At 59.7% G+C, this 23231-nt stretch carries 20 protein-coding genes; 17 read left to right on the top strand and 3 right to left on the bottom strand.

Annotated elements, in window-relative coordinates:
- The first annotated feature begins 78 nt into the window (after window positions 1-78).
- From G518_RS0107890 to G518_RS0107835, 11 genes are all read left to right on the top strand, one after another.
- The gene (locus G518_RS0107890; RefSeq protein ID WP_028602065.1) at window positions 79-2124 is read left to right on the top strand and encodes a hydantoinase/oxoprolinase family protein; all 2046 of its coding nucleotides are present in this window, start codon (window positions 79-81) and stop codon (window positions 2122-2124) included.
- Between the two features lie 18 nt (window positions 2125-2142).
- Window positions 2143-4134, top strand: coding sequence for a hydantoinase B/oxoprolinase family protein (locus tag G518_RS0107885; protein ID WP_028602064.1), 1992 nt, complete (start codon window positions 2143-2145; stop codon window positions 4132-4134).
- Between the two features lie 11 nt (window positions 4135-4145).
- Entirely contained in the window at window positions 4146-5669 is a 1524-nt protein-coding gene (locus G518_RS0107880) for an aldehyde dehydrogenase family protein (RefSeq protein WP_051236225.1), read from the top strand.
- A gap of 44 nt (window positions 5670-5713) precedes the next feature.
- Window positions 5714-6070, top strand: a complete 357-nt coding sequence (locus G518_RS0107875; protein WP_028602062.1) for a (2Fe-2S)-binding protein — start codon at window positions 5714-5716, stop codon at window positions 6068-6070.
- On the top strand, window positions 6049-7455 hold the full coding sequence (locus G518_RS0107870; protein WP_028602061.1) for an NAD(P)/FAD-dependent oxidoreductase: 1407 nt from the start codon (window positions 6049-6051) through the stop codon (window positions 7453-7455). The genes G518_RS0107875 and G518_RS0107870 overlap by 22 nt, the downstream gene beginning before the upstream one ends.
- Window positions 7452-8612: an NAD(P)/FAD-dependent oxidoreductase gene (locus G518_RS34330; RefSeq protein ID WP_036594026.1), complete on the top strand. Its 1161-nt coding sequence runs from the start codon at window positions 7452-7454 to the stop codon at window positions 8610-8612. The genes G518_RS0107870 and G518_RS34330 overlap by 4 nt, the downstream gene beginning before the upstream one ends.
- A complete protein-coding gene (locus G518_RS0107860; RefSeq protein WP_028602060.1) occupies window positions 8596-9771 on the top strand; it encodes a M20 aminoacylase family protein in 1176 nt (391 codons plus the stop codon). Before G518_RS34330 ends, G518_RS0107860 begins: the two co-directional genes overlap by 17 nt.
- Before the next feature lie 68 nt (window positions 9772-9839).
- Window positions 9840-10832, top strand: a complete 993-nt coding sequence (locus G518_RS0107855) for a Bug family tripartite tricarboxylate transporter substrate binding protein (RefSeq protein WP_028602059.1) — start codon at window positions 9840-9842, stop codon at window positions 10830-10832.
- 380 nt (window positions 10833-11212) lie between these two features.
- Window positions 11213-11929, top strand: coding sequence for a 2OG-Fe(II) oxygenase (locus G518_RS0107845; RefSeq protein ID WP_051236298.1), 717 nt, complete (start codon window positions 11213-11215; stop codon window positions 11927-11929).
- Window positions 11930-12151: 222 nt separating this feature from the next.
- Window positions 12152-12709: a methylated-DNA--[protein]-cysteine S-methyltransferase gene (locus G518_RS0107840; RefSeq protein WP_028602056.1), complete on the top strand. Its 558-nt coding sequence runs from the start codon at window positions 12152-12154 to the stop codon at window positions 12707-12709.
- A 44-nt stretch (window positions 12710-12753) separates the two neighbouring features.
- Window positions 12754-13458 carry a 2OG-Fe(II) oxygenase gene (locus tag G518_RS0107835; RefSeq protein ID WP_028602055.1) on the top strand — a complete coding sequence of 235 codons (705 nt, stop codon included), beginning with the start codon at window positions 12754-12756 and terminating at the stop codon, window positions 13456-13458.
- A 65-nt stretch (window positions 13459-13523) separates the two neighbouring features.
- Here G518_RS0107835 and G518_RS0107830 read toward each other — a convergent pair whose 3' ends face one another.
- On the bottom strand, window positions 13524-13913 hold the full coding sequence (locus G518_RS0107830; protein ID WP_028602054.1) for a hypothetical protein: 390 nt from the start codon (window positions 13911-13913) through the stop codon (window positions 13524-13526).
- Between the two features lie 284 nt (window positions 13914-14197).
- On the opposite strand from G518_RS0107830, the gene G518_RS0107825 reads away from it, so the two are divergent.
- Window positions 14198-14764 (top strand): dihydrofolate reductase family protein, encoded by a 567-nt coding sequence (locus G518_RS0107825; protein ID WP_028602053.1) that lies wholly within the window; start codon window positions 14198-14200, stop codon window positions 14762-14764.
- A gap of 42 nt (window positions 14765-14806) precedes the next feature.
- On the opposite strand, the gene G518_RS0107820 is transcribed toward G518_RS0107825, so the two are convergent.
- Together G518_RS0107820 and G518_RS0107815 are read right to left on the bottom strand one after the other, a co-directional pair.
- Window positions 14807-15706 (bottom strand): MBL fold metallo-hydrolase, encoded by a 900-nt coding sequence (locus G518_RS0107820; protein WP_028602052.1) that lies wholly within the window; start codon window positions 15704-15706, stop codon window positions 14807-14809.
- 67 nt (window positions 15707-15773) lie between these two features.
- Window positions 15774-16412, bottom strand: coding sequence for a DsbA family protein (locus tag G518_RS0107815; RefSeq protein ID WP_028602051.1), 639 nt, complete (start codon window positions 16410-16412; stop codon window positions 15774-15776).
- A 77-nt stretch (window positions 16413-16489) separates the two neighbouring features.
- On the opposite strand from G518_RS0107815, the gene G518_RS0107810 reads away from it, so the two are divergent.
- The 5 genes from G518_RS0107810 to G518_RS0107790 all read left to right on the top strand — a co-directional run bounded on the left by G518_RS0107810 (window position 16490) and on the right by G518_RS0107790 (window position 23218).
- The gene (locus G518_RS0107810) at window positions 16490-17437 is read left to right on the top strand and encodes a LysR family transcriptional regulator (RefSeq protein WP_028602050.1); all 948 of its coding nucleotides are present in this window, start codon (window positions 16490-16492) and stop codon (window positions 17435-17437) included.
- 253 nt (window positions 17438-17690) lie between these two features.
- Window positions 17691-18554, top strand: a complete 864-nt coding sequence (locus G518_RS0107805) for a TlpA disulfide reductase family protein (RefSeq protein WP_084651577.1) — start codon at window positions 17691-17693, stop codon at window positions 18552-18554.
- Between the two features lie 195 nt (window positions 18555-18749).
- Window positions 18750-19298 carry a sigma-70 family RNA polymerase sigma factor gene (locus G518_RS0107800; protein ID WP_028602048.1) on the top strand — a complete coding sequence of 183 codons (549 nt, stop codon included), beginning with the start codon at window positions 18750-18752 and terminating at the stop codon, window positions 19296-19298.
- 222 nt (window positions 19299-19520) lie between these two features.
- On the top strand, window positions 19521-20654 hold the full coding sequence (locus G518_RS0107795; RefSeq protein ID WP_028602047.1) for a FecR family protein: 1134 nt from the start codon (window positions 19521-19523) through the stop codon (window positions 20652-20654).
- 149 nt (window positions 20655-20803) lie between these two features.
- Window positions 20804-23218, top strand: a complete 2415-nt coding sequence (locus G518_RS0107790) for a TonB-dependent siderophore receptor (RefSeq protein ID WP_036594021.1) — start codon at window positions 20804-20806, stop codon at window positions 23216-23218.
- The last annotated feature ends 13 nt before the right edge of the window (window positions 23219-23231 follow it).

Below are 23231 nucleotides of genomic sequence, written 5' to 3'. Positions count from 1 at the left end.
AGGATAATGAATTCATGTCGGGGCTACATGAGAGTCCCGAAGAGTTGAAAGCGAAACTCCATCAGGACTGGACGGTATATGGGACTCAGGGTTGGCGTTGATATTGGCGGCTCGTTCACCGACTTTGCGGTGCTCGACGAGAAGGACAACAGTGTGCGCACTCTCAAGGTGCTCTCCCGTCCGGATAAGCCGGGTGCGGAGGTGACAGAGGGGCTATCGATTCTCGCCAAGCGAGACGGTATCAACCCTGCTGATATCGGCTACTTCACCCACGGCACCACGGTGGGCATCAACGCGGTGATCCAGCGAAAGGGCGTGAAGCTCGCACTGCTGGCCACGCGCGGCTTTGAAGATGTGCTGGAAGTCGCACGACTCAAGATCACTCCCATCCACAACCTTTATGGCCGCAGGCCGGAGCCACTGATCCCGCGTGACCGCGTCTTCGCCATTGATGAACGCATGGACCGCGATGGCCAGGTGGCTCGCCCTGTTGAAGCGGAGAGCGTAGCTGCCGCGTTGGCGGAAGTGCGCCGGCACGGATGCGATGCTGTGGTGATTTCCTTCTTGCACAGTTACCGCAACGGCGCCAATGAGCGCGCTGTCAAAGCGCTGCTGGCAGAGTTGGCACCAGGCTTGCCGGTGTTCTGTTCCAGCGAGATCTGGCCCATCATCCGCGAATACGAACGCACCATCACGGCCGTCATCAGTGGCTATGTTCAGCCACGGGTGGATCACTACCTCACATCGTTTGAAAAAGCTTTGGCCGAAATGGGGGTGCCTGCTGCGCCGCGCATCACCAAATCCAACGGCGGCGTCATGGGGGTAGCTCAGGCGCGCGCTGAATGCGTTCAGATGGTGTTGTCTGGCACGGCTTCTGGTGTGATCGGCGCCAGTTATGTTGCAGCGCGCTGTGGCATGCCCCGCGTGCTCAGCCTTGATATTGGTGGCACCAGCGCGGATGTGGCGGTCATCATGGAAGGCCAGCCTCAGTACGGCACTGGCGAGGTGGTGGGTGAGTTCCAGATTCACATTCCCTCGGTCTCAGTCACATCGATTGGCCAGGGTGGGGGCTCTATCGCCTGGGTGGACCATCATGGCGTGCTCAAGGTCGGCCCAGACAGCGCGGGTTCCAACCCCGGACCGGCGTGCTATGGCCGTGGCGGCCAAAACGCCACCATTACCGATGCGTATGCCGCTGTAGGTCTCATTGGCCATGGCCAGCTCGGCTACAACAGCATTCACGTTGATCGCGACAAGGCTACCGCCGCCATCGGCAAATTGGCCGAGCGCGTGGGTATGTCGGTGTTCGAGACGGCCGAGAACATCATGCGTATCGCCAACTCGGAGATGTACGCCGATGTGAGCGCGCTGCTTTCCCGCTTCGGTATTGACCCACGTGAATTCCAGTTCCTTGCCTTCGGCGGTGCTGGCCCCATGATGGCCTGTTACCTGGCCCGCGAGCTCAATATGCAGGGCGTGGTGATCCCGCCCACGCCAGGTGTGCTCAGCGCACTGGGTGGTTTGATTGCAGACCTGAAGAACGATTTCATTCATACCGTCTACCGCGAAGTGGATGCGTCTGTCGCACCAGTGTTGCGTGAAGCCTTTTCTGAATTGAAAGAGCGTGCACTGCACTGGTTGCACGGTGAGCAGGCCTTCGACGGCGAACACAGCTTGAGCTTCACCGCCGATCTGCGCTATCTAGGGCAGTCGTTCGAGATAGAAACCCGCCTTGAACCTGACTGGATCGCGCAAGGCGACGTGCAGGCCGTGGTCTCGGCCTTTCATCGCGAGCATGAACGCTTGTTCGGTCATAGCGATGCCACGGCCACCGTGCAGCTCATCAATCTGCGCCTGGTGATTGCTGGCGCCACGCCCAAGCCCGTACTACGCGAGCTTCCTCTCGCCACCGGAGCGGCTGAGCCGGTGGGGCAAATTGAGGCTTATGTAGATGGGGCCATGCGCCCCATGCCGGTCTACCACCGCACAGCGCTCTGCGCGGGTCACCGCTTTGACGGCCCCGCCGTTGTCATGCAAGACGACTGCACGACCTGCGTGCTGCCGGGCATGACCGTAGAGGTAGACCGCTGGGGCAACCTCATCATTTCCTTCATTCCGTCTTGAGCAGAGGGCGCAATCATCATGGCATTCGATAAACGCAATCTGCAAGTTCTGGCCAATTACTGCGCGGCAGCCGCCGACGCCATGGCTTATACGTTGCTGCGCACGGCGTACTCGGCGTTCGTCAAGGAAACCGAAGACTTTTCCTGCACCATTGTCACCCGCGACGGCCTGGCATTTGCCTCCCCGCGCAGCTTTGGTGCTCCCTGGTACAGCGGTATCGACTACTCGCCGGTGCTCGACATGATCGAGTCCTACGAGCCCGGTGATATCTGCATCACCAATGATTCCTACAGCGGCGGCGTAGCTACTCACAGCCCGGACATCCACATCTGGAAGCCGGTGTTCTACCAGGGTGAGATCGTCTGCTTTGTGGTGGGCCATATCCACAACACCGATGTAGGCGGTGCGGTTCCGGCCTCGCTCTCGCGCTCACTCACCGAGATCGTGCAAGAGGGCATCCGCGTTCCACCGCTCAAGATCATGCGCGCCGGCAAGCTCAATGAAGACGTGGCGGCCATCATGCGGCTTAACGTTCGTGCGCCGCGCCAAAATTGGGGTGATTTCAATGCTCAGATCGCCTCTGTCAACGTGGGCGAGCGCAAGGTCCTGGAGATCATTGAGCGCTTCGGCGTGGATCAGTTCAAGGAAGGCGCCTACGCCATCCTCGACTACGCTGAGCAGCAAGCGCGCAGCGTGATCGAAAGCGTGCCCGATGGCGAGTATTTCTTTGCCGATTTCGCAGACGAAGACGGCGATAGCCGGTATCCGTGCCGGGTAGCGCTGACCTTGCGGGTGCGCGGTGGTGAGGTGGAGCTGGATTACACCGGCAGCGATCCGCAACTGGCGTCGTCCCTCAACATGCCCACTGGCGGGCGTGAGCGGCATCCACTGGCGCTGGTCGGCCTGACCTATGTGCTCTACACCTTGTATCCCGGCATTCTGCTGAACGCCGGCACGTTGCGGGTGGCACGCGCAGTGCTGCCGCGCGGTACGGTGGTTAACTGCGTGGAACCTGCTGCCGTGGGCATGCGGTCACTGACCTGCATGCTGACCCAGATCGTCACCTTTGGCGCCTTCGCGCAAGCCATGCCAGAGAAGATGCCCGTATCTGCGCCCGGTGGCAATGCCATCATGAACGTGAAGACCAACGACCGGAATGACCGGCCGGTGATGGCGTCTATCGGCCCAGTGGGCGGTGGCGGGGGCGGCACGCCTTTTGCTGACGGCCCTGATGGGATGGGTGGCTCATCTGCCTTCCTGAAAAACACGCCAGTTGAAGTCAACGAGGTGGAAGTGCCTATCCGCTTCCTGCGCTATGGCCTGCAGCCCGATACCGCTGGCCCGGGCCGCTACAGGGGTGGCATGGCCACCGTGATGAGTTTTGAGGTCTCCTCGCCCAATACGGTCGTCACTGCACGTAACCGCAACCGCTCGCGTTTCAATTCCTGGGGCGCGCAGGGTGGGGGAGTGGGCACTTTGTCCAGCTTCACCAAAAACCCCGGTACCGAGCTTGCAGTCGAGTTGGGCAATATTGACGTCGTGGCCTGCGAGCCCGGCGATGTCATCCTGGTCATCGGCCCTGGAGCAGGTGGATGGGGCAACCCGTTCGAGCGCCAGCCACAGGCCGTGCTTCGCGATGTGCAGCGCGGCTTTCTATCGGTAGAGAAAGCCCTGACTCAGTACGGTGTGGTGATCACAGAAGGTCAAGTCGACGAAGCCGCCACCAACCAGGGGCGGGCGACACGGTCGAAAGATGCCGGCGAAGTTGCCATGTTTGACTTCGGTCCGAACCGCACCGCCTACGAGCGCATCTGGACGCCCGCACGCTATGCGCTACTGACCGAATTCCTTTCGCAGATGCCGGTGCTGTGGCGCCACTTCCTCAAGCACAAGATCTTCGCTGCGGTCTCTCAGGAAGCCGCGAGCGATGCCGAAATGCGCGCGGAGATGGATCAAATCTTCGCCGCGCAACGAGCCCGGTTTGCCGCGCTCACGCAGGTCGCGGCCTGAGAGCGGCCCAAATGCTGGACACCCTTTTGCCCAAATCCGTAAGCCGACCTGTAGTCGAGGCGGTTCAAGACTTCGATCCGGCGGCCGTCAATATTCCCTCCGGCCACTACATTAGCGGCCGCCTGGTCCCCGGAGATGGTCCGGCCATCGAAGTGCGCCGGCCCTCTGATGGCCAGGCGTATGCAGACCTTCCCGAGGCTGGCGAAACCGGTGTGGATGTTGCCGTGTGTGACGCCAGCACAGCCCAGCAGCAAAGCGGCTGGGGAGAGTGCCCACCCCGTGAGCGAGGCGCGGTGCTGCGCCGCTGGGCTGATCTCATCATGGAAAATCGCCTTGAGTTGGCACAACTGGAGGCGCTGGGGTCCACCCGCTGTATTTCCGAGGCCTATACAGGCGAAGTGCCTTTCACAGCCGAAGCCATTCGCTTCTTCGCCGAATGCGCAGACAAGTATTCCGGCGACGTGTTGCCCACCCGCAGTCGCAGCCTGGGCATGCTGATGCCGGAGCCTTATGGCGTGGTCGGTGCCATAGCGCCTTGGAATTTCCCTCTGTCCATGGCCTCGTGGAAGTGTGGCCCCGCGCTGGCCGCGGGCAACGCCATTGTGCTCAAGCCATCGGAGCTGACGCCGTTTTCTACAGTACGCCTGGCTGAATTGGCTCTGGAAGCAGGCTTGCCTCCCGGCATATTCAACGTCGTACAGGGTTCAGGCCAGGTTACCGGCGCAGCGCTGGTACGCCATCCGTTGGTGCGCAAGGTGTCCTTCACAGGGTCTACCCAAACGGGCAAGAGCGTGATGACCGATGCCGCGCACCACGGCATGAAACCGGTCACCCTGGAGTTGGGCGGTAAAAGCCCGCAGCTCGTGTTCAATGATGCTGGCGACGTCGACACGGTCGCCCAGCGCATCACCCGCGGGTTCATGGCCAATGCCGGACAAGCCTGCGTAGCCGGCACCCGGTTGATTGTTCAACGCGGCATTGCAGAAGCACTCATCGCCGCAGTGGTGCGCCACGCCCGCGTGGTGGTGCCCGGCGTGACCTGGAAGGCCAACTCGCGCTTTGCGCCGCTGATCAGTCAGCGCCAGGCCGAGAAGGTGAGCGCGGCGGTAAGCAACACCGTGGCTGCAGGGGCCGAGGTACTTTGTGGGGGCAGTTTCTTCGACGGATTCGGTGGTGGGTTCTTCTACCAGCCCACGGTGCTGATCGGCTTGCAAGCTGGCATGACCGCGCTAGAGGAAGAGGTTTTTGGCCCCGTGCTCACGGTGCAAATCTTCGATGACGAAGAGGAGGGCATTGCCCTGGCCAGCCACTCTGTTTATGGCCTGGCAGCCGGCGTGCACACCATGGATATCGGCCAGGCTATGCGGGCTACTCGCCGTATAGCGGCGGGCACCGTCTGGATTAACCGTTACGGCCGCACCACAGACTTCATCGTGCCGACGGGCGGCTTCAACGGATCAGGTATTGGTAAAGACCTGGGCCGCCAAGCCTTTGAAGCCAACTTGCGCCACAAGAGCGTGCTGCTCGATTTCTGACGAATAAAAGCATCAACACCGCTCATCCCACGGAAATTGCGACCATGGCTATATCCGCCTCACCAGACACCACGTCCGACGCCCATGGCACCGGAGCGCAACTCGTGCGCGTGGCCGAAACCGGCCGCATGCCAGTTGGCATCACGATTGATGGTCAGCCTGTTCAGGCGCTGGTAGATGACACCGTACTCACCGCCATCCTCACCCAACAGGCGCGCCTGCGCGACAACGAGTTTGGCGGTGGCCCTCGAGCTGGTTTTTGCTTGATGGGCGCATGTCAGGAATGTTGGGTCTGGCGGCCAGATGGCAGCAGACTTCGTGCCTGCAGTGCCCTGGTCAGCGAAGGCTTGGTCGTACTCACACGTTCACCCTTGACGCCATGGCAAATCCCGTCGCTGTAATTGTGGGCGCCGGGCCTGCCGGCACCCGTGCCGCTGAGGTACTGGTCGCGCATGGGCTGCGCCCCATTGTGCTCGATGAATCTCCGCGCAGCGGGGGCCAGATCTACCGGCGCCAGCCTGCTTCATTCAGACGCAGCCACACCCAACTCTATGGTTTTGAGGCCAGCCGGGCTGAGCGCCTGCACCGCGTTTTTGACCGCTTTGACAGCGCCATTGACCACCGCCCCGGCACCCTGGCTTGGGCCATCACGGAAGGTCAGGTTCACACCGCTCGGCACGAGGATGGTGTCACCGCCACCGTGAACTACGACGTTCTGTTCCTGGCCACAGGCGCCATGGACCGCATCATTCCGGTTCCCGGCTGGACGCTGCCAGGCGTATACACCCTGGGCGCTGCGCAGGTGGCGCTGAAGTACCAGGGCTGTGCTATTGGTCAGCGCTGTGTGTTCATGGGCACAGGCCCTTTGCTCTATCTGGTGGCGTACCAATACCACAAGGCGGGTGCAGAAGTCGCTGCCGTGCTCGACACCTCCGGCTGGGCCAGCGCCATGCGCCATGGTGCTGGCTTGTTGAACGCACCTGCTGCCATGGCGAAAGGACTCTACTACGTAGCCGCCTTGAAGGCCGCTGGGGTACCTATCCACAAAGGTGTCTTGCCGCTGGAAGTGCAGGGCCAGGCAACCGTGCGAGCCGTGCGTTTTAGCGATAGCGGAGGGCGCGAGCGCACCATCGAATGCTCGGCGGTGGGGCTGGGTTATGGCCTGCAGTCAGAGACCCAGTTGGCCGACCTGGCCGGCTGCACATTCGCTCCAGACTCACTTTCGCGTCAGTGGCTTCCGCAAACTGACGGCGATGGCCTGTCTTCGGTATCCAATGTGTATTTGTGCGGAGATGGCGCCCGCGTTCGTGGTGCTGACTACGCGGAGGCTGCGGGCGCGTTGGCTGCGCTATCCTGGTTGCAGCGGCAGGGTCGGCCGATCAACGAACAAGCCTTGCAACCCTTGCGCAGCAAGCTACAGCGTGGTCTGCGCTTTGCGACTGCCTTGCAGCGCGTGTTCCCCGTGCCGCACCATCTGCTGTCCACGCTACCCGGTGACACGGTGGTTTGCCGCTGTGAAAACATCACCCTCGATGGTGTCTGTCAGGCGCCGCATGGCCCACAGAACAATGACGTCAACCGCACCAAAGCGCTGGTGCGAGTTGGCATGGGCCGGTGCCAAGGGCGGGTTTGCGGGCTTTCAGCCGCTAGCGCCATGGCGCAGCGGCAAGAGTCGTCGCTGCCTCTACCTTCTCTAGCGCAGCGCCTGGAGAGCATTGGGCGCATAAGGGGACAGGCCCCGGTCAAGCCTCTGCCGGTCGCGCCTTCTGGAGCGAAAGCACCATGAGCCGCACAGAACGTTTCGACGCCATCATCGTCGGCGGCGGCCTGATGGGCGCGTCAGCCGCGCTACACCTGCGCAAATTTCATGGAATGTCGGTCGCGGTTCTGGAGCGTGGGTATATAGGCGCGCAAGCCAGTGGCGTCAACTTTGGCCACGTCAGGCGCCAAGGCCGGTTTCTGCCGCAATTACCGCTGGCGCACCGCTCGCGCCGTTTATGGAGTGCTCTGCCTGAATTGGTAGGCCATCACTGTGAGTTCATCCCATCGGGTAGTCTGAAGCTGGCCTTTGCGGAAGACGAAATGGACAAGCTGCTAGCGTATGCCCGCGAGGCCAAACACTGGGGTCTGGAGATAGAAGTCCTTGGAGCCGATGCGCTCCGTGCGGAATATCCTTGGCTCAATCCCGATGTGCTGGGTGGCACACGGGTCAGCGAAGATGGCCATGCCAATCCCCGACTCGTCACGCCAGCGTTCGGACGAACTGCGCAGGCCCTAGGCGCCGTAGTGCGCGAATCCTGCGAAGTACTGTCTATTGACCACGATCCCGCGGGCTTTCGTGTGCAAACGGCCGGCGGAGAAACTTACCTGGCTCCGCGTCTGCTCAATACGGCTGGTGCCTGGGGAAACCGCATCGCCGCGTGGTTCGGTGAGGCCGCACCTCTAGAAATCAAGGGGCCGCTCATGGCGGTAACCGAGCCGCTTCCCTATTTTCTAGGGCCGGCGCTCGGCAGTGGCAATGGGCCTTGTTATCTTCGCCAAGTACAGCGCGGCAACGTGGTCTGGGGAGGGGGCCGTTGGAGCCAGCCGCAGCTTGATCCGCCGCGCGCACAAGCTGATCCGGAGCACCTGACCCGACAATTTGAAGACATAGTTCGCCTGGTACCCGCGCTGCGCGGCGCGCAAGTCATTCGCACTTGGAGCGGTGTAGAGGGCTATGTGGCAGACGGCATTCCTGTCATGGGCCCCAGCGCCACTACACCCGGTTTATTCCATGCCTATGGATTTTGTGGACATGGGTTCCAACTGGGCCCCGCAGTAGGCGCTGTGGCGGCCGAATACCTCGCCAACGGGCAGAGCGAAACGCCCATTGAGCCGTTTTCCATCACTCGTTTTTCGGAGACACCGGCCAATGCCGGGGAAGTCCATGAGCACGATGATTGACGCCGACCCCATCGCCGATCTGCTCCCCGATCTGATCACTCTTCGGCGCGATCTGCATGCCCACCCAGAGTTGGCTTATGCAGAAGAGCGCACCGCCGGCATCGTGGGCGCCAGCCTTCGGCTACTGGGGCTCGAAGTGGAGGAGGGCATAGGCGGCACGGGTGTCGTGGGCCGTCTTTGCCTGGGCAGCAGCACCAAGACGGTAGGCCTGCGCGCAGACATGGACGCCTTGCCCATGGTCGAGCTCGGCCGCATGCCCTACCAGAGCCGTCACCCCGGTGTTCACCACGGCTGCGGCCACGATGGGCATGTGGCCATGTTGATCGGCGCCGCACGTGAGCTGGCGCGCCGGCGTGACTTCGATGGCACGGTGAACTTCATCTTCCAACCCGCGGAGGAGGGCAAGGGCGGTGCCAGAAAAATGATAGAAGACGGCCTGTTCGAGCGTTTTCCCTGTGACCGGGTCTTTGCCCTGCACAACTGGCCTGAGCTGCCCGAAGGCTCCGCACAGACCCGGCCTGGCGCCATCATGGCGGCAGCCGACCGCTTCGACATCACCATTCGCAGCCAAGGTGGGCACGCGGCGCAGCCACAGCGCACTTCCGACGCCATCCTCGCTGCCAGCCAGCTCATCGGCCAGCTCCACACCATCATCTCCCGACGTGTTGACCCTGTGGAGTCTGCCGTGCTATCAGTGACCCGCGTTAGCGGAGGTCATAGCCACAACGTCTTGCCGGCAGAGGTCCTCATCACGGGCACCGTTCGCACCTTCGACCCTGCCATACAGGACGCGATTGAAACGGCCATCCGGGATATGGTTCAAGGCATTGCGATCTCCTTCGGCGTCTCCACCGAGGTGCAGTACGACCGCTATTACCCCGCCACGGTCAACACACCCGAAGAGGCGGCCATCGCCCTGCATGCGGCCGAGCTAGCCGGTTTGAAAGCGAGTGAGGCGCCTCAGGGCGCCTTCACCTCCGAAGACTTCGCCTTCATGTTGCAAAAAAAGCCTGGCGCCTATCTCTGGCTGGGCCAGGGCCGGACCCATGGCAGTGCAGCCCAGCCGCTACACAGCCCCCACTACGACTTCAACGACGACGTGCTCGGCCGTGGGGTGTCTTGGCTGTGCGCCGTAGCCAGGCTCGCCCTGCATCGATAGAAACCGATCGGACTTTTCTCACTTTCCCTTTCCCTTTTCATCAACCTAACCCAGTACCACAGGCCACCATGAACCATCAGCGTAGAAGCGTAATCAAGCTAGCCACCTCTTTCTGCGCGGCGAGCGTTATGTCGCCCGTGGTGAGGGCTCAAAATCAGATCTACACCAGCGGTACGGTGACCGTTATCGTGCCGTTCGGTGCAGGTTCGAGCACAGACGCCTTCGCCCGGATTGTGATTGCCGACATCAACACCAGGCACCCGGGAAAGTTCATTATTGAAAACCGTGCCGGTGCAGGCGCCACCATAGGTGCGCGCACAGTGGCGAACGCGGCGCCTGATGGCAAAACGCTTTTCTACAGCACCGCTACGCCTTTCTCTATCAGCCCGTATGTCTATCAATCGGTTCCGTATGATCCGCTGAAAAGCTTCGCCCCTATTGCGCTAACGATCAACCTCCCGACCTTTCTCTACACCAGCAAGGAATCCGGGTTCAAGACCATTGATGAGTTGATTACGTATTTGCGGCAGAACCCAAACAAAAGCAGCTACAGCTCCTACGGTAAGGGAAGTTCAAGCCATCTTGCAGGCGCACTCTTTGTGAAGACCATCGGCGCGAACGGCGTACTGCATGTGCCTTACAACGATGTACGCTCGCTGGCTGACCTTGTAGCAGGACGCAATACCTTCCAGACGGACGCCTGGAACCCACCTTTGCCCATGGTGACTTCCGGCAAACTGGTCGTTCTCGCCACGCTGGGTCGTGAGCGCATGCCCTGGGTGCCAGATGTTCCAACGATGACCAGTGTCCTCGGCCAAGATTACGACATGTCCACGTGGCACGGATTGTTTGCGCCTGCCGGAACGCCCACAGACATTCTGGATTTCATGAATGAAGAAATCAAACTCACGATGGCCAAAGACAGCGTCAAAAAAGTGGCCCGTGAGCAGGGATTCAGGCCCTATCCCCACACGCCAAGAAAAGACATTGCAGGTTTCATGGCGAGTGACAATGCCCGTTGGAAGCACTCTATCGAGGTCGCAGGTGTGGAGAAGCAGTAAATCGCGTCCGAACTTGGCTTAGCTCGCGGGTTAGGTTACGAGGAAAAGTGACCCTGAACAACCAGCAATGAGCCAATTCAGGCTGCACATCGTGGCTCGAAAGAGCACCCAGGCCCGCGTCACTGCGGGCTTTTTTTTGTCCAAGGTGCGCGTGTCATCCCCAAAGCTCACGTCAAAGAGTGCCGTCACAAGGTTTGGTTGATATACCGCAGAAAAAAGGAATTCAACCGCAAGGATCGGAGTTTCGAGAAGGAAGTGGATTACTAAACTGATCTCATCTCGCACTCACTGAGGGACACCGTTATGAAACCCCGTTCCGTTTCCACCTTCAAATGCCACTATTGCGCCGCGTCCCTCGGGAAGATGGCAGAGCTCATTACATGAACGCAGTGATGAGCTCCGGCAGCACCGTGGAGAGCTACGATTGGACGAGGATCGAGTATTCGCTCGATGAACATGGAAATGCTGTTCTGCCGGGTCTCCTCACAGCGCAGCAATGTCAGGAACTAGCGGCGCTTTACCATCGGGATGAAGGCTATCGCTCACGGATCGTCATGGCTCGCCACGGATTCGGGCGCGGTGAGTACAAGTATTTTTCATACCCGTTGCCGGCGCTGCTCGAACAGTTGCGCCACGCTCTTTATCACTGTCTGGCACCCATCGCCAACCGCTGGAACCTGCATATGAAGATCGGCGTGCAGTACCCAGACGAGCTGGACCGGTTTTTACTAAGGTGTCACCAGGCCGGTCAGAGACGACCTACGCCGCTGATTCTTCAATACGGCGAAGGCGACTACAACTGCCTTCACCAAGACCTTTACGGGGAACACGTCTTTCCGTTGCAAGTGGCTATATTGTTGTCCGAGCCTGGCAAGGATTTCGAAGGCGGGGAGTTCATCATGACGGAGCAGTCTTCCAAGAGCCAGAGTGCGAACGTAGTCGCCCTGCGCCGAGGCGATGCGGTCGTGTTCACCGTCAATCAACGGCCCGCCATGGGGCGGCGCGGTGTCCGAAAAGTCGCCATGCGGCACGGGGTCAGCCGCATACGCAGTGGACAGCGCCACACGGTGGGCCTGATCTTTCACGACGCGAGGTGAATGTGGAAACACTAGACCTTTCTCAGCCGGCGCTCCGTCTGCTTCACACGCTCCTACTGATCCGACACAAGGGTGTATTAACCATTCGTCCTGAGCGTGTCGAAGGACTTGACTCCATATCAGACCGAACGAAATTCAAACCTCATAAAGGCATATCAATAAGCATGGTATGGCTGAAGCGAGCAAGCTAGTGTCCGCAATCGTCATAAAAAGGGGCAAATCATGATGATGTTTCTTAGCCAATTGGATTCGCCACTGGGTACCATGCTGCTCGTCACTGATGCGGAGCAGAACGTGCGCGCGCTCGATTTCGCGGACCAGGTGGAGCGGCTGCATTTTGGTTTGCGCAGGCACTATGGGGAAGTGGAGTTGCTCCAGGCTCCGGCCCCGGAGGAGGTTGCAGAGGCGCTGTCTTGCTACTTCGGCGGCGAGTTGGAGGCGCTGAATGTGCTGCGTACAGCAACCGCTGGATCCGAGTTGCAACGCCGGGTCTGGGCAGCGCTGCGCCGCATCCCGGTGGGTACGACGACCACCTATGGCGCGTTGGCCAAAGAGCTGGGATTCGGGGACCACCGCGCTGCCATTGCCATCGGTGCTGCCAATGGCGCCAACCCTATCGCGATCGTCGTGCCGTGCCACCGGGTCATTGCCAGCGATGGCGATCTCAAGGGCTATGCCTGGGGTCTGCACCGAAAACGCTGGCTGCTGGAGCATGAAAATGCGATGGTGGTCAAAGAGAAATTGTCGGCGCCACAGACCGCCATGCTACCGGGATGTTGATCTTGGGCGACAACCTGCCAACCGAACTTTTCGCCGAGCGCCCAATGACACCGGTTGACGCAACGCTCGATGACCTGAATTGGGCCCATATCCGCCTGCAGCTCGATATGGAAGGCTATGCAATCTTGTCTGGAGTGTTGGGCGTGGATGTGGCGCGCAATTTGCCGCTGCAAACCACCGGGTCTGGCACCAGCCGCGTAGCGCTGGAGTCCTGCGATCTGGGGCAGGGCGATTTGCATTACTTTTCTGCTGGCATGCCGGCCCCGCTGGCGCAGTGGCGCGCGGCGCTCTACCGCCGTTTGGTCAGCATCGCTAATGATTGGAAAGAACCTATGGGGGGCCATCATCGATTCCCCGCAGAGCTGGAGGACTTTCTATGGCTCAACCGGGAAGCAGGCCAGACAAGGGCGCAATCCCATATGAACCGGCTTGGGGTCGAAGGCTATATGTCATTGCACCAGCGCAATCATGGCGAGCAGGTGTTTCCCATGCAGGTGGTCGCAGTGCTGTCCGAGCCGGGTGTCGACTTCCAGGGAGGCGAGTTCGTGATGACCGAACAACGCCCGCGCATGCAGTCGCGCCCCATGGTGTTGCCGCTCAAGCTCGGAGACGTAGCCATCATCGCCACGGCAGAACGTCCCTTCAGAGGCGCTAAAGGCTACTACCGCGTCAACATCAAGCACGCCATCAGCCGCGTGACCAAGGGCGAACGCATTGGGCTGGAATTGTCGTTCCACGACGCGCCGTAAACAGAAGAAGTGCTGGCACTGCGGCTTAATTTTCGTGCCGACGACTGACGACGAGCCCACACAAACTAAGTGACAGACGTGCCTCGCTTGAGAAATGTATGTGCCAAGCTCCCAACGATGAGGCAGGCAAGCGCGACAGCGTCGGCGAGAAAAACCCGAGCCACTTGGCCGTTATAGCCACCTACCGACCACGCCAAGTAGAGGAACGACACCACACTGATAAATCCACCGACAAAGGCCATGGTTTGGTACGCGCGCTTGAACGCAGCGTAGACCATAAAAGCGCCAAGCAGACCAAAAAGTACGGCTCGATGGCGCATAAGTATTTCGAGGTTTGGCTCATTGAACGCAATCCCGTAGAGAACTGCTAATTGTTCGTGCCCTAGAACACCAGTCAACGGCAGCAGGTGAATAGCGCCAACAACAATCAACATGGCTGAAACCAGGTATTTCATACTGTGCTTTTTATAGAGGTAGTAGTTTCAAATGGAGGAGGGTGGAGTTGGCGTGCCCTTAGAGATGCGGGCCGTCAGCCGATGTCGCCCTAACTCCCCCCACATGACAACTCATACATCATAGGCTCGGTCTGTGAGCACACGGCCACCGTAGCGTGCGGAGGTGAAAAGGCCCGGTGTTGGGTGCAGGCTCACTATTGAAACCTGGATCTCGCCTACGCTCAAGCGCTCTCATTTACGATCTAAGGCCAACAGGTTACCAACACAGACACGAGGCATATCCAATGAAAACCCAGTACTTCACCGCGACTAGCCTGGATGGATTCATCGCCACCGAAGATGACTCCCTCGAATGGCTATTCCCGCTGGGTGATGTCAATGACACAGGTTACCCGGAGTTCATATCCAAGGTCGGAGCCCTGGCCATGGGCTCGGCCACATATGAATGGATGTTGCGCAACTCTCAGAAAATTGCTGAGGAAACGGGCGCATCCTGGCCGTACGCTCAACCGACCTGGGTGTTTTCCTCCCGTGTTCTGCCAGCAGTGCCCGGAGCTGATCTAACATTTGCGCAGGGTGATGTTAGAGCGGTTCACGCCGAAATGCGGTCGGCCGCGGCAGACAAGAACATCTGGATTGTCGGAGGCGGCGATTTGGCAGGGCAGTTCTATGACGCAGGGCTTCTAGATGAGCTAATCCTCCAAGTGGGGTCGGTCACTTTAGGCAAGGGGAAGCCTCTGTTTCCCAGGTTCACCCCTACGCCGCTGTCGCTGCTGTCCGCTCGGCAAATTGGAACCGGCTTCGTGGAGTTACGCTATCAAATCCCCGCACGTGCCACCAAGAACCCTTGAGTCAACCTCGCGGGTTGGACCAAGATTCTCAGCTCCAGCGATTCACCCCCACTTCATCTCGCCCTTCGCAACCTTGGCACCAATTTGCAGCGCAGGCGCCAGACCAGCGTCTGGGTAACGCTTGTTCATAGCGGCGACCAAGGCATCAGCGTTCGCTGCTTTAGCCAGTTCTTCCTCGAACGCCAGCAGATACGCTCGGGTGTAATTCACGGCGGCAAGGTCGAGCGAGCCTCCTGCGGCCAGATGCCCCGGCACCACCACTGCCGGCTTACGCGCGGCAATGGCTTCCAGGTTCTTGATCCAGGCTGCACGCGATGCTGGCGTGGGAGAGTCGGCTGTCCACACATGAAGCCCAGAGAAAATCAACACACCGCCGAACACGGCCTTTAGCGAGGGCACCCACAGGTAGCGGCGGTTGTCCAAACCCTGCGCCTTCACGATTTCGATGACGTTGCCTTCCAGCACCAGTGAGGGGCCATCGAAAGCTTCCGCGAAGACGATGTCGTCCAGTTTCTGTGGTCCATTTTCCTTGAGCTGTGGTGCCCAGGTGTCGATTTTTTTCTGTACGTTAGCGCGGATAGCTGCAATGGTCTCAGACGCGGCGATGACCTTGGCACCGGGGAAGGCCGCTTTGATCGGGGCCAGGCTGAAGTAGTAGTCTGGATCACTCTGGCTGATGTAGATGGTGGTCAATGTCTTGCCTGAGGCCTTGATAGCCTCCGCGACTGCACGGCCATCAGGCAATGAGAAACCGCCATCAATAAGAATGGCTTCTTTTTCGCCGGAAAGTAGCACAGGAGCGCGGAAGAAGCCTTTGTCGTTGGTGGGGAAGTGCCTCCATTGCAGCGGTGTGGCAGCGATCGCGCTGGCTCCGGTGGCAGCAAGAGCGGCGACCACGCCAGTGGCGGCAGCGGTTTGAACGAAGTTTCGGCGAGTGAACATGATGTTTTACGGGTAATGGTTGAAAACGCAGATGGAAAAAAGGAATGAGAACGACCGCGCGAGCTCCTCAGGCACTGGCGAATTGCGCTAGAAAAACCTGTGGGCTGGAGAAGGCAGCGCTGGAATTCAGCAGTTGGAGCTGAGGCCCGGTCTCCAGAACAAAGGCGGGCACGCCCCGCGCTCCAAACTGGCTCATCAGGGCTTGCGCTTCGGCGATGCGAGCACGGTTGGCTGTCAACAGCTCGTCATCGGGCACGCTGAGTCTTGTTGCTGCCTGCTCCAGACCGAGTGAGCGCAGAACGTTGGCCAGTGTGCTCAGTTGGGTGATGTCCTGACCCTCTACATAGCGGGCCAACTGAATGGCTTTGAGGGCTTCCAGTTCAGATTCGGGCGAGGTGAGGGCGACGGCGGTCAGCGCCACGGAGGCGGGGCCGCTGTCAAACATCTGGCGGCGGTCGGCCAGAACGTCGCTACGGTAGCGCTCTGTGAATCGCTGGCCCGTCAGGCGCTCTATGCGCTGGTCGTTGCTCCAGGCGTAGTTGGCAAAGTCGTCGTCCATAGGGCGTGCGCCTTCCCCTGAGAATAGTCCGCTGGGCAGCAGACGGAGTTGCACACCCGGGATGTTGTGCAGATTCGTCACCATGCCGCCAGCGCCGTAGCACCAGCCGCAGAGGGGGTCAAAGACGTAATACAAGGTCTTGTTCATGGCATTTCGTTCATTCAATGCCGTGATGGTAGGAGCATGGCATTGACAGATAAAGCCCGATGTAATAAATAGACCGTATGTCAAAAGCAAACAATAAAGAGGAGGCGAGCCCGGGCAACTTTGCCAACCTCAAGCGCCTCGCCTATTTCGCGGCAGTGGTGGAAACGGGCAGCTTCACGGCAGCTGCCAATCGTTTAGGCATCACCAAAGCGGTGGTGAGCCAGCAGGTGGCGCGCCTTGAGCGGGAGTTCCGGACGACACTGCTGACCCGAACCACACGAAAGGTGACTCCCACCGATGCGGGTCGAAGCTTCTATCAGCGCTGTGCCTTGATCCTCAAGGAGGCTGGTGATGCCTTTGACGAATTAGGGGAGGTGGCCGAAGAGCCTTCAGGAACCTTGCGCCTTACTGCGCCGCTTGACTACGGAATCAGCGCGGTGGTGCCTGTTATCACGGAATTCACACGCCGGTACCCGCAATGCAAGGTGGATGCGGTACTCAGCGATCAGTCGCTTGATCTCATGTCAGGGCAGGTCGAGCTGGCAATCCGTGTGGGTTGGGTGACTCAGCTGAACGTGCAGGCACGCCAAATCGGGGGATTCAGACAATTGCTGGTGGCGGCTCCGGGCATGCAGAAACAACTTGCCCGGCTTAAAGAGCCGCAAGAAATTGGCACGCTGCCATTCATTGCCAACACGGCGTTGCGTGATCCCATCCACTGGAGCTTCTCCCGCAGTGAGGTGGAGCGCCAGAGTGTGGCGGTGCACCCGGTGATTTCATTGGATGCGACGCTTGCCGTGCGCGAAGCAGTGCGCTATGGCGCAGGCCTATCGGTGTTGCCAGACTTCGCCGTTGCGGAGGATCTGGAGTCCGGTCGGCTCATACACGTCTTACCCAAATGGGCGTTGCCGTCCGGAGGAATCCACGCGGTGTTTCCAGCAGCGCGGTTTCGATCGGCAAAGGTAAGGGCGTTCGTGGAGTTAATGCAGGAACGCGTGCTCCTAGCTACGGGAGTGCGCGCTTGAGGTCAGCTCGCTCGAATGCTGCCAGGCCGCTCATGCAAGTGCTTGGGGGGCAGCTTGTGTCAATTTCGTAGTGTTCTGAGTAAGCGCACGGAAGTCCCCATGAAACGATTCCAAAGTAGATTAAATTGAAATTTTCCTAGCTGAAAATTTCATAAACTGGAATTTCAATGAAACGTTTGTTGAAACGATTAACTAAGAACCTTCGCTCTCTCACCAAGCCGATGCTCCTTTCCTCCTCCGTCTGCTCCTGCCCATGTGCCACCCGAGGTGCGCTATGAGCGGCGCGCTGCAAATCGGGCCACTGAGCCTACCCTGGACGTTGCTATTGGTGTTCGCTGCCATTGGCCTCGCCCAGGCGGTCGGTCAGCAGTTGGCGAGACGCGCCGGGCTCGACGCGGAGCCGCAACTGCTGCGCATGCTGGTAGTGGCCGTGGTGACCGCCCGGTTGGCCTTCGTGTTTGTTTACCGCGATGCCTATCTGGACGACTGGCTGGGCATCATCGACATCCGCGATGGCGGCTGGATGCCAATGGCCGGCCTGCTGGCTGCCGGGCTGTATGCACTGCATGTCGGCATAAGGCGACGCCCGCTGCGCAAGCCGCTGTGGGTGGCCTATGGCAGCGGGGCAGCGCTATACGCTGCCGGCACCATGGCACTTGCTCTTTCCGCGCCCACAAACCAGCTCCTGCCAGGGCTCACCCTCACTAGCCTCGATGGCCAGCCTGTCGTGCTCCAGAAGTTCCAGGGCAAGCCGGTAGTGCTGAACCTCTGGGCCACGTGGTGTCCGCCTTGTCGCCGCGAGATGCCGGTGCTGGCCGCCGCCCAGCAGCGTCACCCGGACGTGCACTTCGTGTTCGCCAACCAGGGCGAGTCGGCGCAGAAAGTGAATGCCTTGCTAGCCGCCGACCGCCTGGCTTTGCGCAACGTGCTACTCGATGTGCGTGGCGAGGTCGCCAGCCATTTCGGCCACCGCTCGTTGCCGACCACGCTGTTTTTCGATGTACGAGGCGTGCTGGTCGATGTGCGCACCGGCGAGGTCTCCCAAGCCACCTTGTCCGAACGGCTGATCCGACTGACTGCGCCGGCATCCTCCGTTCAGAAAACCCTGACCCCATGATGACTGCCACCGCCCCCAAGGGTAGGGCGGAGAGTTGTGTTGTGCCGGTAATTGCCGGGTATTACTTCATCTTCGTCACATAAGTGATAATGAGACCTATTCCTATTTTCTAGGCGCACCAGGTTAGCCACACCGCCACATCTCGACGCCAACTTCCAGGGAATCCCTTCGTTCCTATTTGGCAATGGCTAGCCCGTGCTTGAGCACTACTATCGAGAACTGCTGAGCTTTCTATCCCGCGCTTTGAAAGACCGCGACACCGCGGCCGATCTAACGCAGGAGAGCTACGCCCGCGTGCTCGCGGCGCAGCAAGGTGGTCAACACTTGGACAATCCGCGTGCGCTCCTGTATCAGACCGCCCGCAATCTGGTGATCGACCACCAGCGGCACGGCTCTGTCCGCGCCAGCGTGGAAGCAACTGATGCACGGGCCGAGGCCGACGAGGCGCACGGCTCTCGCAACTGGGAGCCTGAAACCGCAGTAGCTTCCCAGCAGGGGGTTTTGGCATTGGTCACGGTCATAGACAATTTGCCACCACGCTGCAGGGAGGCTTTCATGCTGAACCGCTTCGAAGGGCTCACTTACTCGCAAGTCGCGCAACGCATGGAGATCTCAGTCAAGGCGGTAGAGCAGCACATCAAGCATGCGCTGGATGCTTGCGAACGCAGCCGTGCCCATTCAGCAGGCGCAAGTGAAACAATTGGCGCCGTACGGAAAAAACTGAATCGCTCACGTCATGATTAAGGAATCGCTAGGGAGCCTCTGCAAAACCCGTCATGGATGCCAGGCGCTGCCCGCGGGATGGGCTGCAAGGCGGGTTTTGCAGCCAATAGCTCGTGCTATTGGAAAAAAAATCAACGCCGCAGACCGCCCGGGGGCAGTGCTGTGGCGCCGTGAAGGGTATCGCAGAGGCTCCCTAGGGTATTTGACGGCTCGTACGTCTACTTAAATAAGAATCAAAATCCCATGAGCAAGCCCACCTTCCAGGCCTCCGACGCTTCGCGCACCCGCGATGAGGCATTGGACTGGTTTGTCCGGCGCTGCAGCGAGCGGTTCGGATCCGAGGATGAGCAGTCCTTCCAGTCTTGGCTGGCGCAGAGCCCTACGCACCAGAAAGCCTTCGATCATTGGCACGGCGAATGGAAAGCAGTGGACGCTATCCCTCAGGACTTGCGCAGCCTACTGCAGCACAACCTTGCTTTCGATCAGGCCTCGGGCTTTGCCCGCGACAGCAGCTCCCCGCAAGCTGGTGCGCAGCCATTGGTCCCCAATCGTCAGCGGACGCCTCAGTTGCCCATGCCCTCGCGCCGGCGCATCTTCGCCCCCGCGATGGCCATCGCCGGGATAGCGGCCGTTACAGGTGGCACCGGACTCCTTGCCTGGAACCATTGGCAATCCCAGCCGCTGTTCGAGCAGGCCTTCAGCACGCCCCGTGGCATGCAGGATGAGGTGCCATTGCCAGATGGAACCCGCCTGCGACTTGACTCCGCTACGCGAGTGGAGGTGGCCTACTATCGTCAACGTCGCGAAGTCAAACTGCTGGATGGGCAAGCGGTGTTTGCTGTGCGAAGCGACGCCGAGCGTCCTTTCCAGGTGTTAGCCGGGCCGGTTCGCGTGACCGTTGTGGGCACGCGCTTTGCGGTGCGGCATACACCTCAAGTGCCAGGCAGCTCTGGGGTACACGTGGCGGTAGAGGAGGGCAGGGTGCGCGTTGAGCGGCTCATGTCTCATGCTGGCGACTCCCCGAATGTGGAAAGTCTGACAAGGGAGGGCATCCTCCTGACGGCTGGACAACAAGTTTCCAGCGACAAGGTGGGTGAGCTGTCAGCCATATCTCGCGTTCCGGCTGCAGGGATTGCTCCGTGGCGATCGAATCGCGTCAGCTTCGATAACCAGCGCCTGGACCACGCACTGGCCGAATTGGCCCGCTATGGTGATCCTGAGCTCCTGATCCGCGACCCAGTGGTTGCCGCCATGCCCATCACCGGCGTTTTTGACCCACGGGATATGGCCACATTCCGACGGGTATTGCCGGCTTCCCTGCCTGTTCAGCTTAAAGCGATCAGCGGTGGGGTAGCGGAAGTTGTGCTCACTCGATAGATAGCGACACCCGGCCAGCCTTGCGCAGCAGGGCGTGTTCAGTCAGCAGTCGCTACGGTTGAAGAATTTTTCTCTGCGGGACTAGGGTATCGGTAACGCCATTCGTCTTCCTAAGTAAGAACTATTCGCTTTTACATTTGGAGGATTGCATGCCATTTTCAACCTTGCGTCGCCCGGCGCCGCTTGCCCTTGCTGTTGCGCTGGCCTTCGCTTCCGGGCCATTGCTGGCTCAAGTAGCTGCGGGCGCACCGGTCCCCTTCAATATGGGTGCGCAGCCGCTTAGCCAGGCCCTAAGCAACTGGGCTCTGCAAACGGGCGTTCAACTGATTGTGCAGCCTGCATTGGTTGCCGGCAAGAACGCTCAGGCCGTGTCAGGTTCACTCACGCCGAACCAGGCGTTGGATCGTCTGCTCGCCGGTAGCGGATTGATGGCCACTCGGGAGAGCAACGCCGTTGTCATCAAGGTGGCTCCACCTGTGGGAGATGCCGTGACGCTGCCGGGTGTGACGGTTACCGCGCGGGCTGAGCGCAGCGCCACCACTGAAGGCACGGATTCACTCGCCGCCCGCGAAGTGAGCATCAACAAGGGCGATCAGGCGCTGAAGGATATTCCTCAGTCCATCAGCGTGCTTACCCGCAAGCAGATGGACGAAAGAGGCATCACAGACCTCAAAGACGCGGCCAATAATGTCACAGGCACTGTCGGGATTTCAGGGGTTGGGCAAGGGATGGTGCTCTCGGCACGTGGGTTCCAGATCGATGCCTGGCAGTACGATGGCATCGCCATTCCTCGCAATCATTACTCGCTTGGAAATTGGGGCACTGAAGGCATGGTGTTCTATGACCGCCTGGAAGTGCTGCGGGGCGCATCAGGACTCTTGCAAGGAACAGGTAGCCCTGGTGGGGCCGTGAACCTGGTTCGAAAACGCGGGCAGTCAGAGAAAACAGTCTCAGTGACCGCTCGTGCAGGCTCTTGGGGGCGTTACGGCGGGCAGCTGGACGCCGGTGGCCCACTCAATGAGAACGGCAGCTTGCGTGGCCGCGTGGTGCTGGATGAAGCACGCAGCAACTCCTTTGTCGACTACGTGAACGACCGCACTCGTTCGCTCTACGGAGCCCTTGATTACGACATTAGCCCCGACACCACGCTAGGTGTGGGTGTGAGCCACCTAGATAGCAAAGGCCGACCATTTATCCTGGGCGTACCCCTGTTTGCAGGAGGAAAAGAGGTGGGTTTGCCTCGCTCTACCTTCACAGGTTCGGGGTGGAACCGCGCCAACGTAGAGCAGACCACGCTTTTTGCTGATCTGAACCATCGTTTTAACGCAGATTGGAAGCTCAAGGTTTCAGCCCTGCGCATGACCGAGAAAAACACATCTACGCACCAGCGCATGAGTGGCGAGGTAGCGCCTGACGGCAGCGGCCCATCCTATGACGATTGGATCACGGACCTCAACTCAACCAAAATGGGCCTCGACGCCTATGTGAATGGCCGTTTTGAGGCATTGGGCTTTCCCAACGACGTCACTTTCGGTGCCAGTTATTCGAAGTACAAGTCCAACGACATGTTCGCCCGGTCTTTCACCGACGGCGCCAACATCTTCAACATAGACCACAACCGCCCGGAGCCCACAGTTGATAGCCTACTGGCTGCAGGAGGAAGGCAATCACGAGCGGCGTATGACGTTCAGCAGAAAGGGATCTTCGGAACTTGGCGAGTCCGACTCACCGAGCCGCTAACCGCCATCGTGGGTGCCCGAGCAAGCTGGTACGACAACATCTATAACGATCTTAAGAGCGGCTCAAGCACCGTTGAATCCACATCTGGAAAGATCACGCCCTATGCTGGTCTTGTGTACGCGGTCACGCCGCAATGGTCAGTTTATGGCAGCTATACCGGTGTGTTTGAGGCGCAGTCCGCCAGAACTGTAGCGGGCAATGTTCTCCCGGCAGTTGAAGGAAGGAACTATGAAATAGGCGTCAAAGGCGAGTTGCTTGACGGTCGTGTGAATACCTCGCTCGCGGTGTTCCGCTACGACCACAAGAACCGCGCTGTGAATGATGTCGCAGCAGGCTTTGCATGCGATGGCTGGTACTGCTCACTCCCCTCAGGCAAGGTGCGCAGCCAAGGGGTTGACGCCGAGGTCAGCGGTGAAGTTCTCCGTAACCTGCAGGTGATGGTGGGCTACACCTATAACACCAGCAAATTCCTGAGCGACCCCACCAATCAAGGCGAGGTATTCAGCACCTGGACACCCAAGCACATGCTTCGTGCATGGCTCTCCTATCGTTTTCCTGGCGATTGGAGCAAGCTCACAGTGGGCGCTGGCGTCACCAGACAAAGCCACACCCTGGACTACAACCGCACGTTCGAGGTACCCGGCTTCACTGTCGTAGGCTTACGCGTGGGCTACCAGTTCACACCTGAGGTCAGCTTGGCGATGAACGTGAACAACGTGTTCGACAAGCGCTACCTGCTTCCCGGATTCATCGGCTACACCGGCGGCACCTACGGCGATCCCCGCAACGTGATGTTCACCTTGAAGTACACACCACGCCTGTAATTGCGTGCCCTGA

Source organism: Ottowia thiooxydans DSM 14619 (assembly GCF_000422885.1).
Taxonomy (GTDB): Bacteria; Pseudomonadota; Gammaproteobacteria; order Burkholderiales; family Burkholderiaceae_C; genus Ottowia; species Ottowia thiooxydans.
This window is presented reverse-complemented; position numbering and strand designations above follow the sequence as displayed.

What these genes read in the sequence shown, in the direction of transcription:
- G518_RS0107890 (WP_028602065.1), top strand. Translation starts at nt 79, where the DNA reads ATGGGACTCAGGGTTGGCGTTGATATTGGCGGCTCGTTCACCGACTTT.
- G518_RS0107820 (WP_028602052.1), bottom strand. Translation starts at nt 15,706, where the DNA reads ATGTTCACTCGCCGAAACTTCGTTCAAACCGCTGCCGCCACTGGCGTG.
- G518_RS0107840 (WP_028602056.1), top strand. Translation starts at nt 12,152, where the DNA reads ATGATGATGTTTCTTAGCCAATTGGATTCGCCACTGGGTACCATGCTG.
- G518_RS0107795 (WP_028602047.1), top strand. Translation starts at nt 19,521, where the DNA reads ATGAGCAAGCCCACCTTCCAGGCCTCCGACGCTTCGCGCACCCGCGAT.
- G518_RS0107885 (WP_028602064.1), top strand. Translation starts at nt 2,143, where the DNA reads ATGGCATTCGATAAACGCAATCTGCAAGTTCTGGCCAATTACTGCGCG.
- G518_RS0107845 (WP_051236298.1), top strand. Translation starts at nt 11,213, where the DNA reads ATGAACGCAGTGATGAGCTCCGGCAGCACCGTGGAGAGCTACGATTGG.
- G518_RS0107860 (WP_028602060.1), top strand. Translation starts at nt 8,596, where the DNA reads ATGAGCACGATGATTGACGCCGACCCCATCGCCGATCTGCTCCCCGAT.
- G518_RS0107805 (WP_084651577.1), top strand. Translation starts at nt 17,691, where the DNA reads ATGTGCCACCCGAGGTGCGCTATGAGCGGCGCGCTGCAAATCGGGCCA.
- G518_RS0107880 (WP_051236225.1), top strand. Translation starts at nt 4,146, where the DNA reads ATGCTGGACACCCTTTTGCCCAAATCCGTAAGCCGACCTGTAGTCGAG.
- G518_RS0107835 (WP_028602055.1), top strand. Translation starts at nt 12,754, where the DNA reads ATGACACCGGTTGACGCAACGCTCGATGACCTGAATTGGGCCCATATC.
- G518_RS34330 (WP_036594026.1), top strand. Translation starts at nt 7,452, where the DNA reads ATGAGCCGCACAGAACGTTTCGACGCCATCATCGTCGGCGGCGGCCTG.
- G518_RS0107790 (WP_036594021.1), top strand. Translation starts at nt 20,804, where the DNA reads ATGCCATTTTCAACCTTGCGTCGCCCGGCGCCGCTTGCCCTTGCTGTT.
- G518_RS0107875 (WP_028602062.1), top strand. Translation starts at nt 5,714, where the DNA reads ATGGCTATATCCGCCTCACCAGACACCACGTCCGACGCCCATGGCACC.
- G518_RS0107815 (WP_028602051.1), bottom strand. Translation starts at nt 16,412, where the DNA reads ATGAACAAGACCTTGTATTACGTCTTTGACCCCCTCTGCGGCTGGTGC.
- G518_RS0107830 (WP_028602054.1), bottom strand. Translation starts at nt 13,913, where the DNA reads ATGAAATACCTGGTTTCAGCCATGTTGATTGTTGTTGGCGCTATTCAC.
- G518_RS0107870 (WP_028602061.1), top strand. Translation starts at nt 6,049, where the DNA reads ATGGCAAATCCCGTCGCTGTAATTGTGGGCGCCGGGCCTGCCGGCACC.
- G518_RS0107810 (WP_028602050.1), top strand. Translation starts at nt 16,490, where the DNA reads ATGTCAAAAGCAAACAATAAAGAGGAGGCGAGCCCGGGCAACTTTGCC.
- G518_RS0107825 (WP_028602053.1), top strand. Translation starts at nt 14,198, where the DNA reads ATGAAAACCCAGTACTTCACCGCGACTAGCCTGGATGGATTCATCGCC.
- G518_RS0107855 (WP_028602059.1), top strand. Translation starts at nt 9,840, where the DNA reads ATGAACCATCAGCGTAGAAGCGTAATCAAGCTAGCCACCTCTTTCTGC.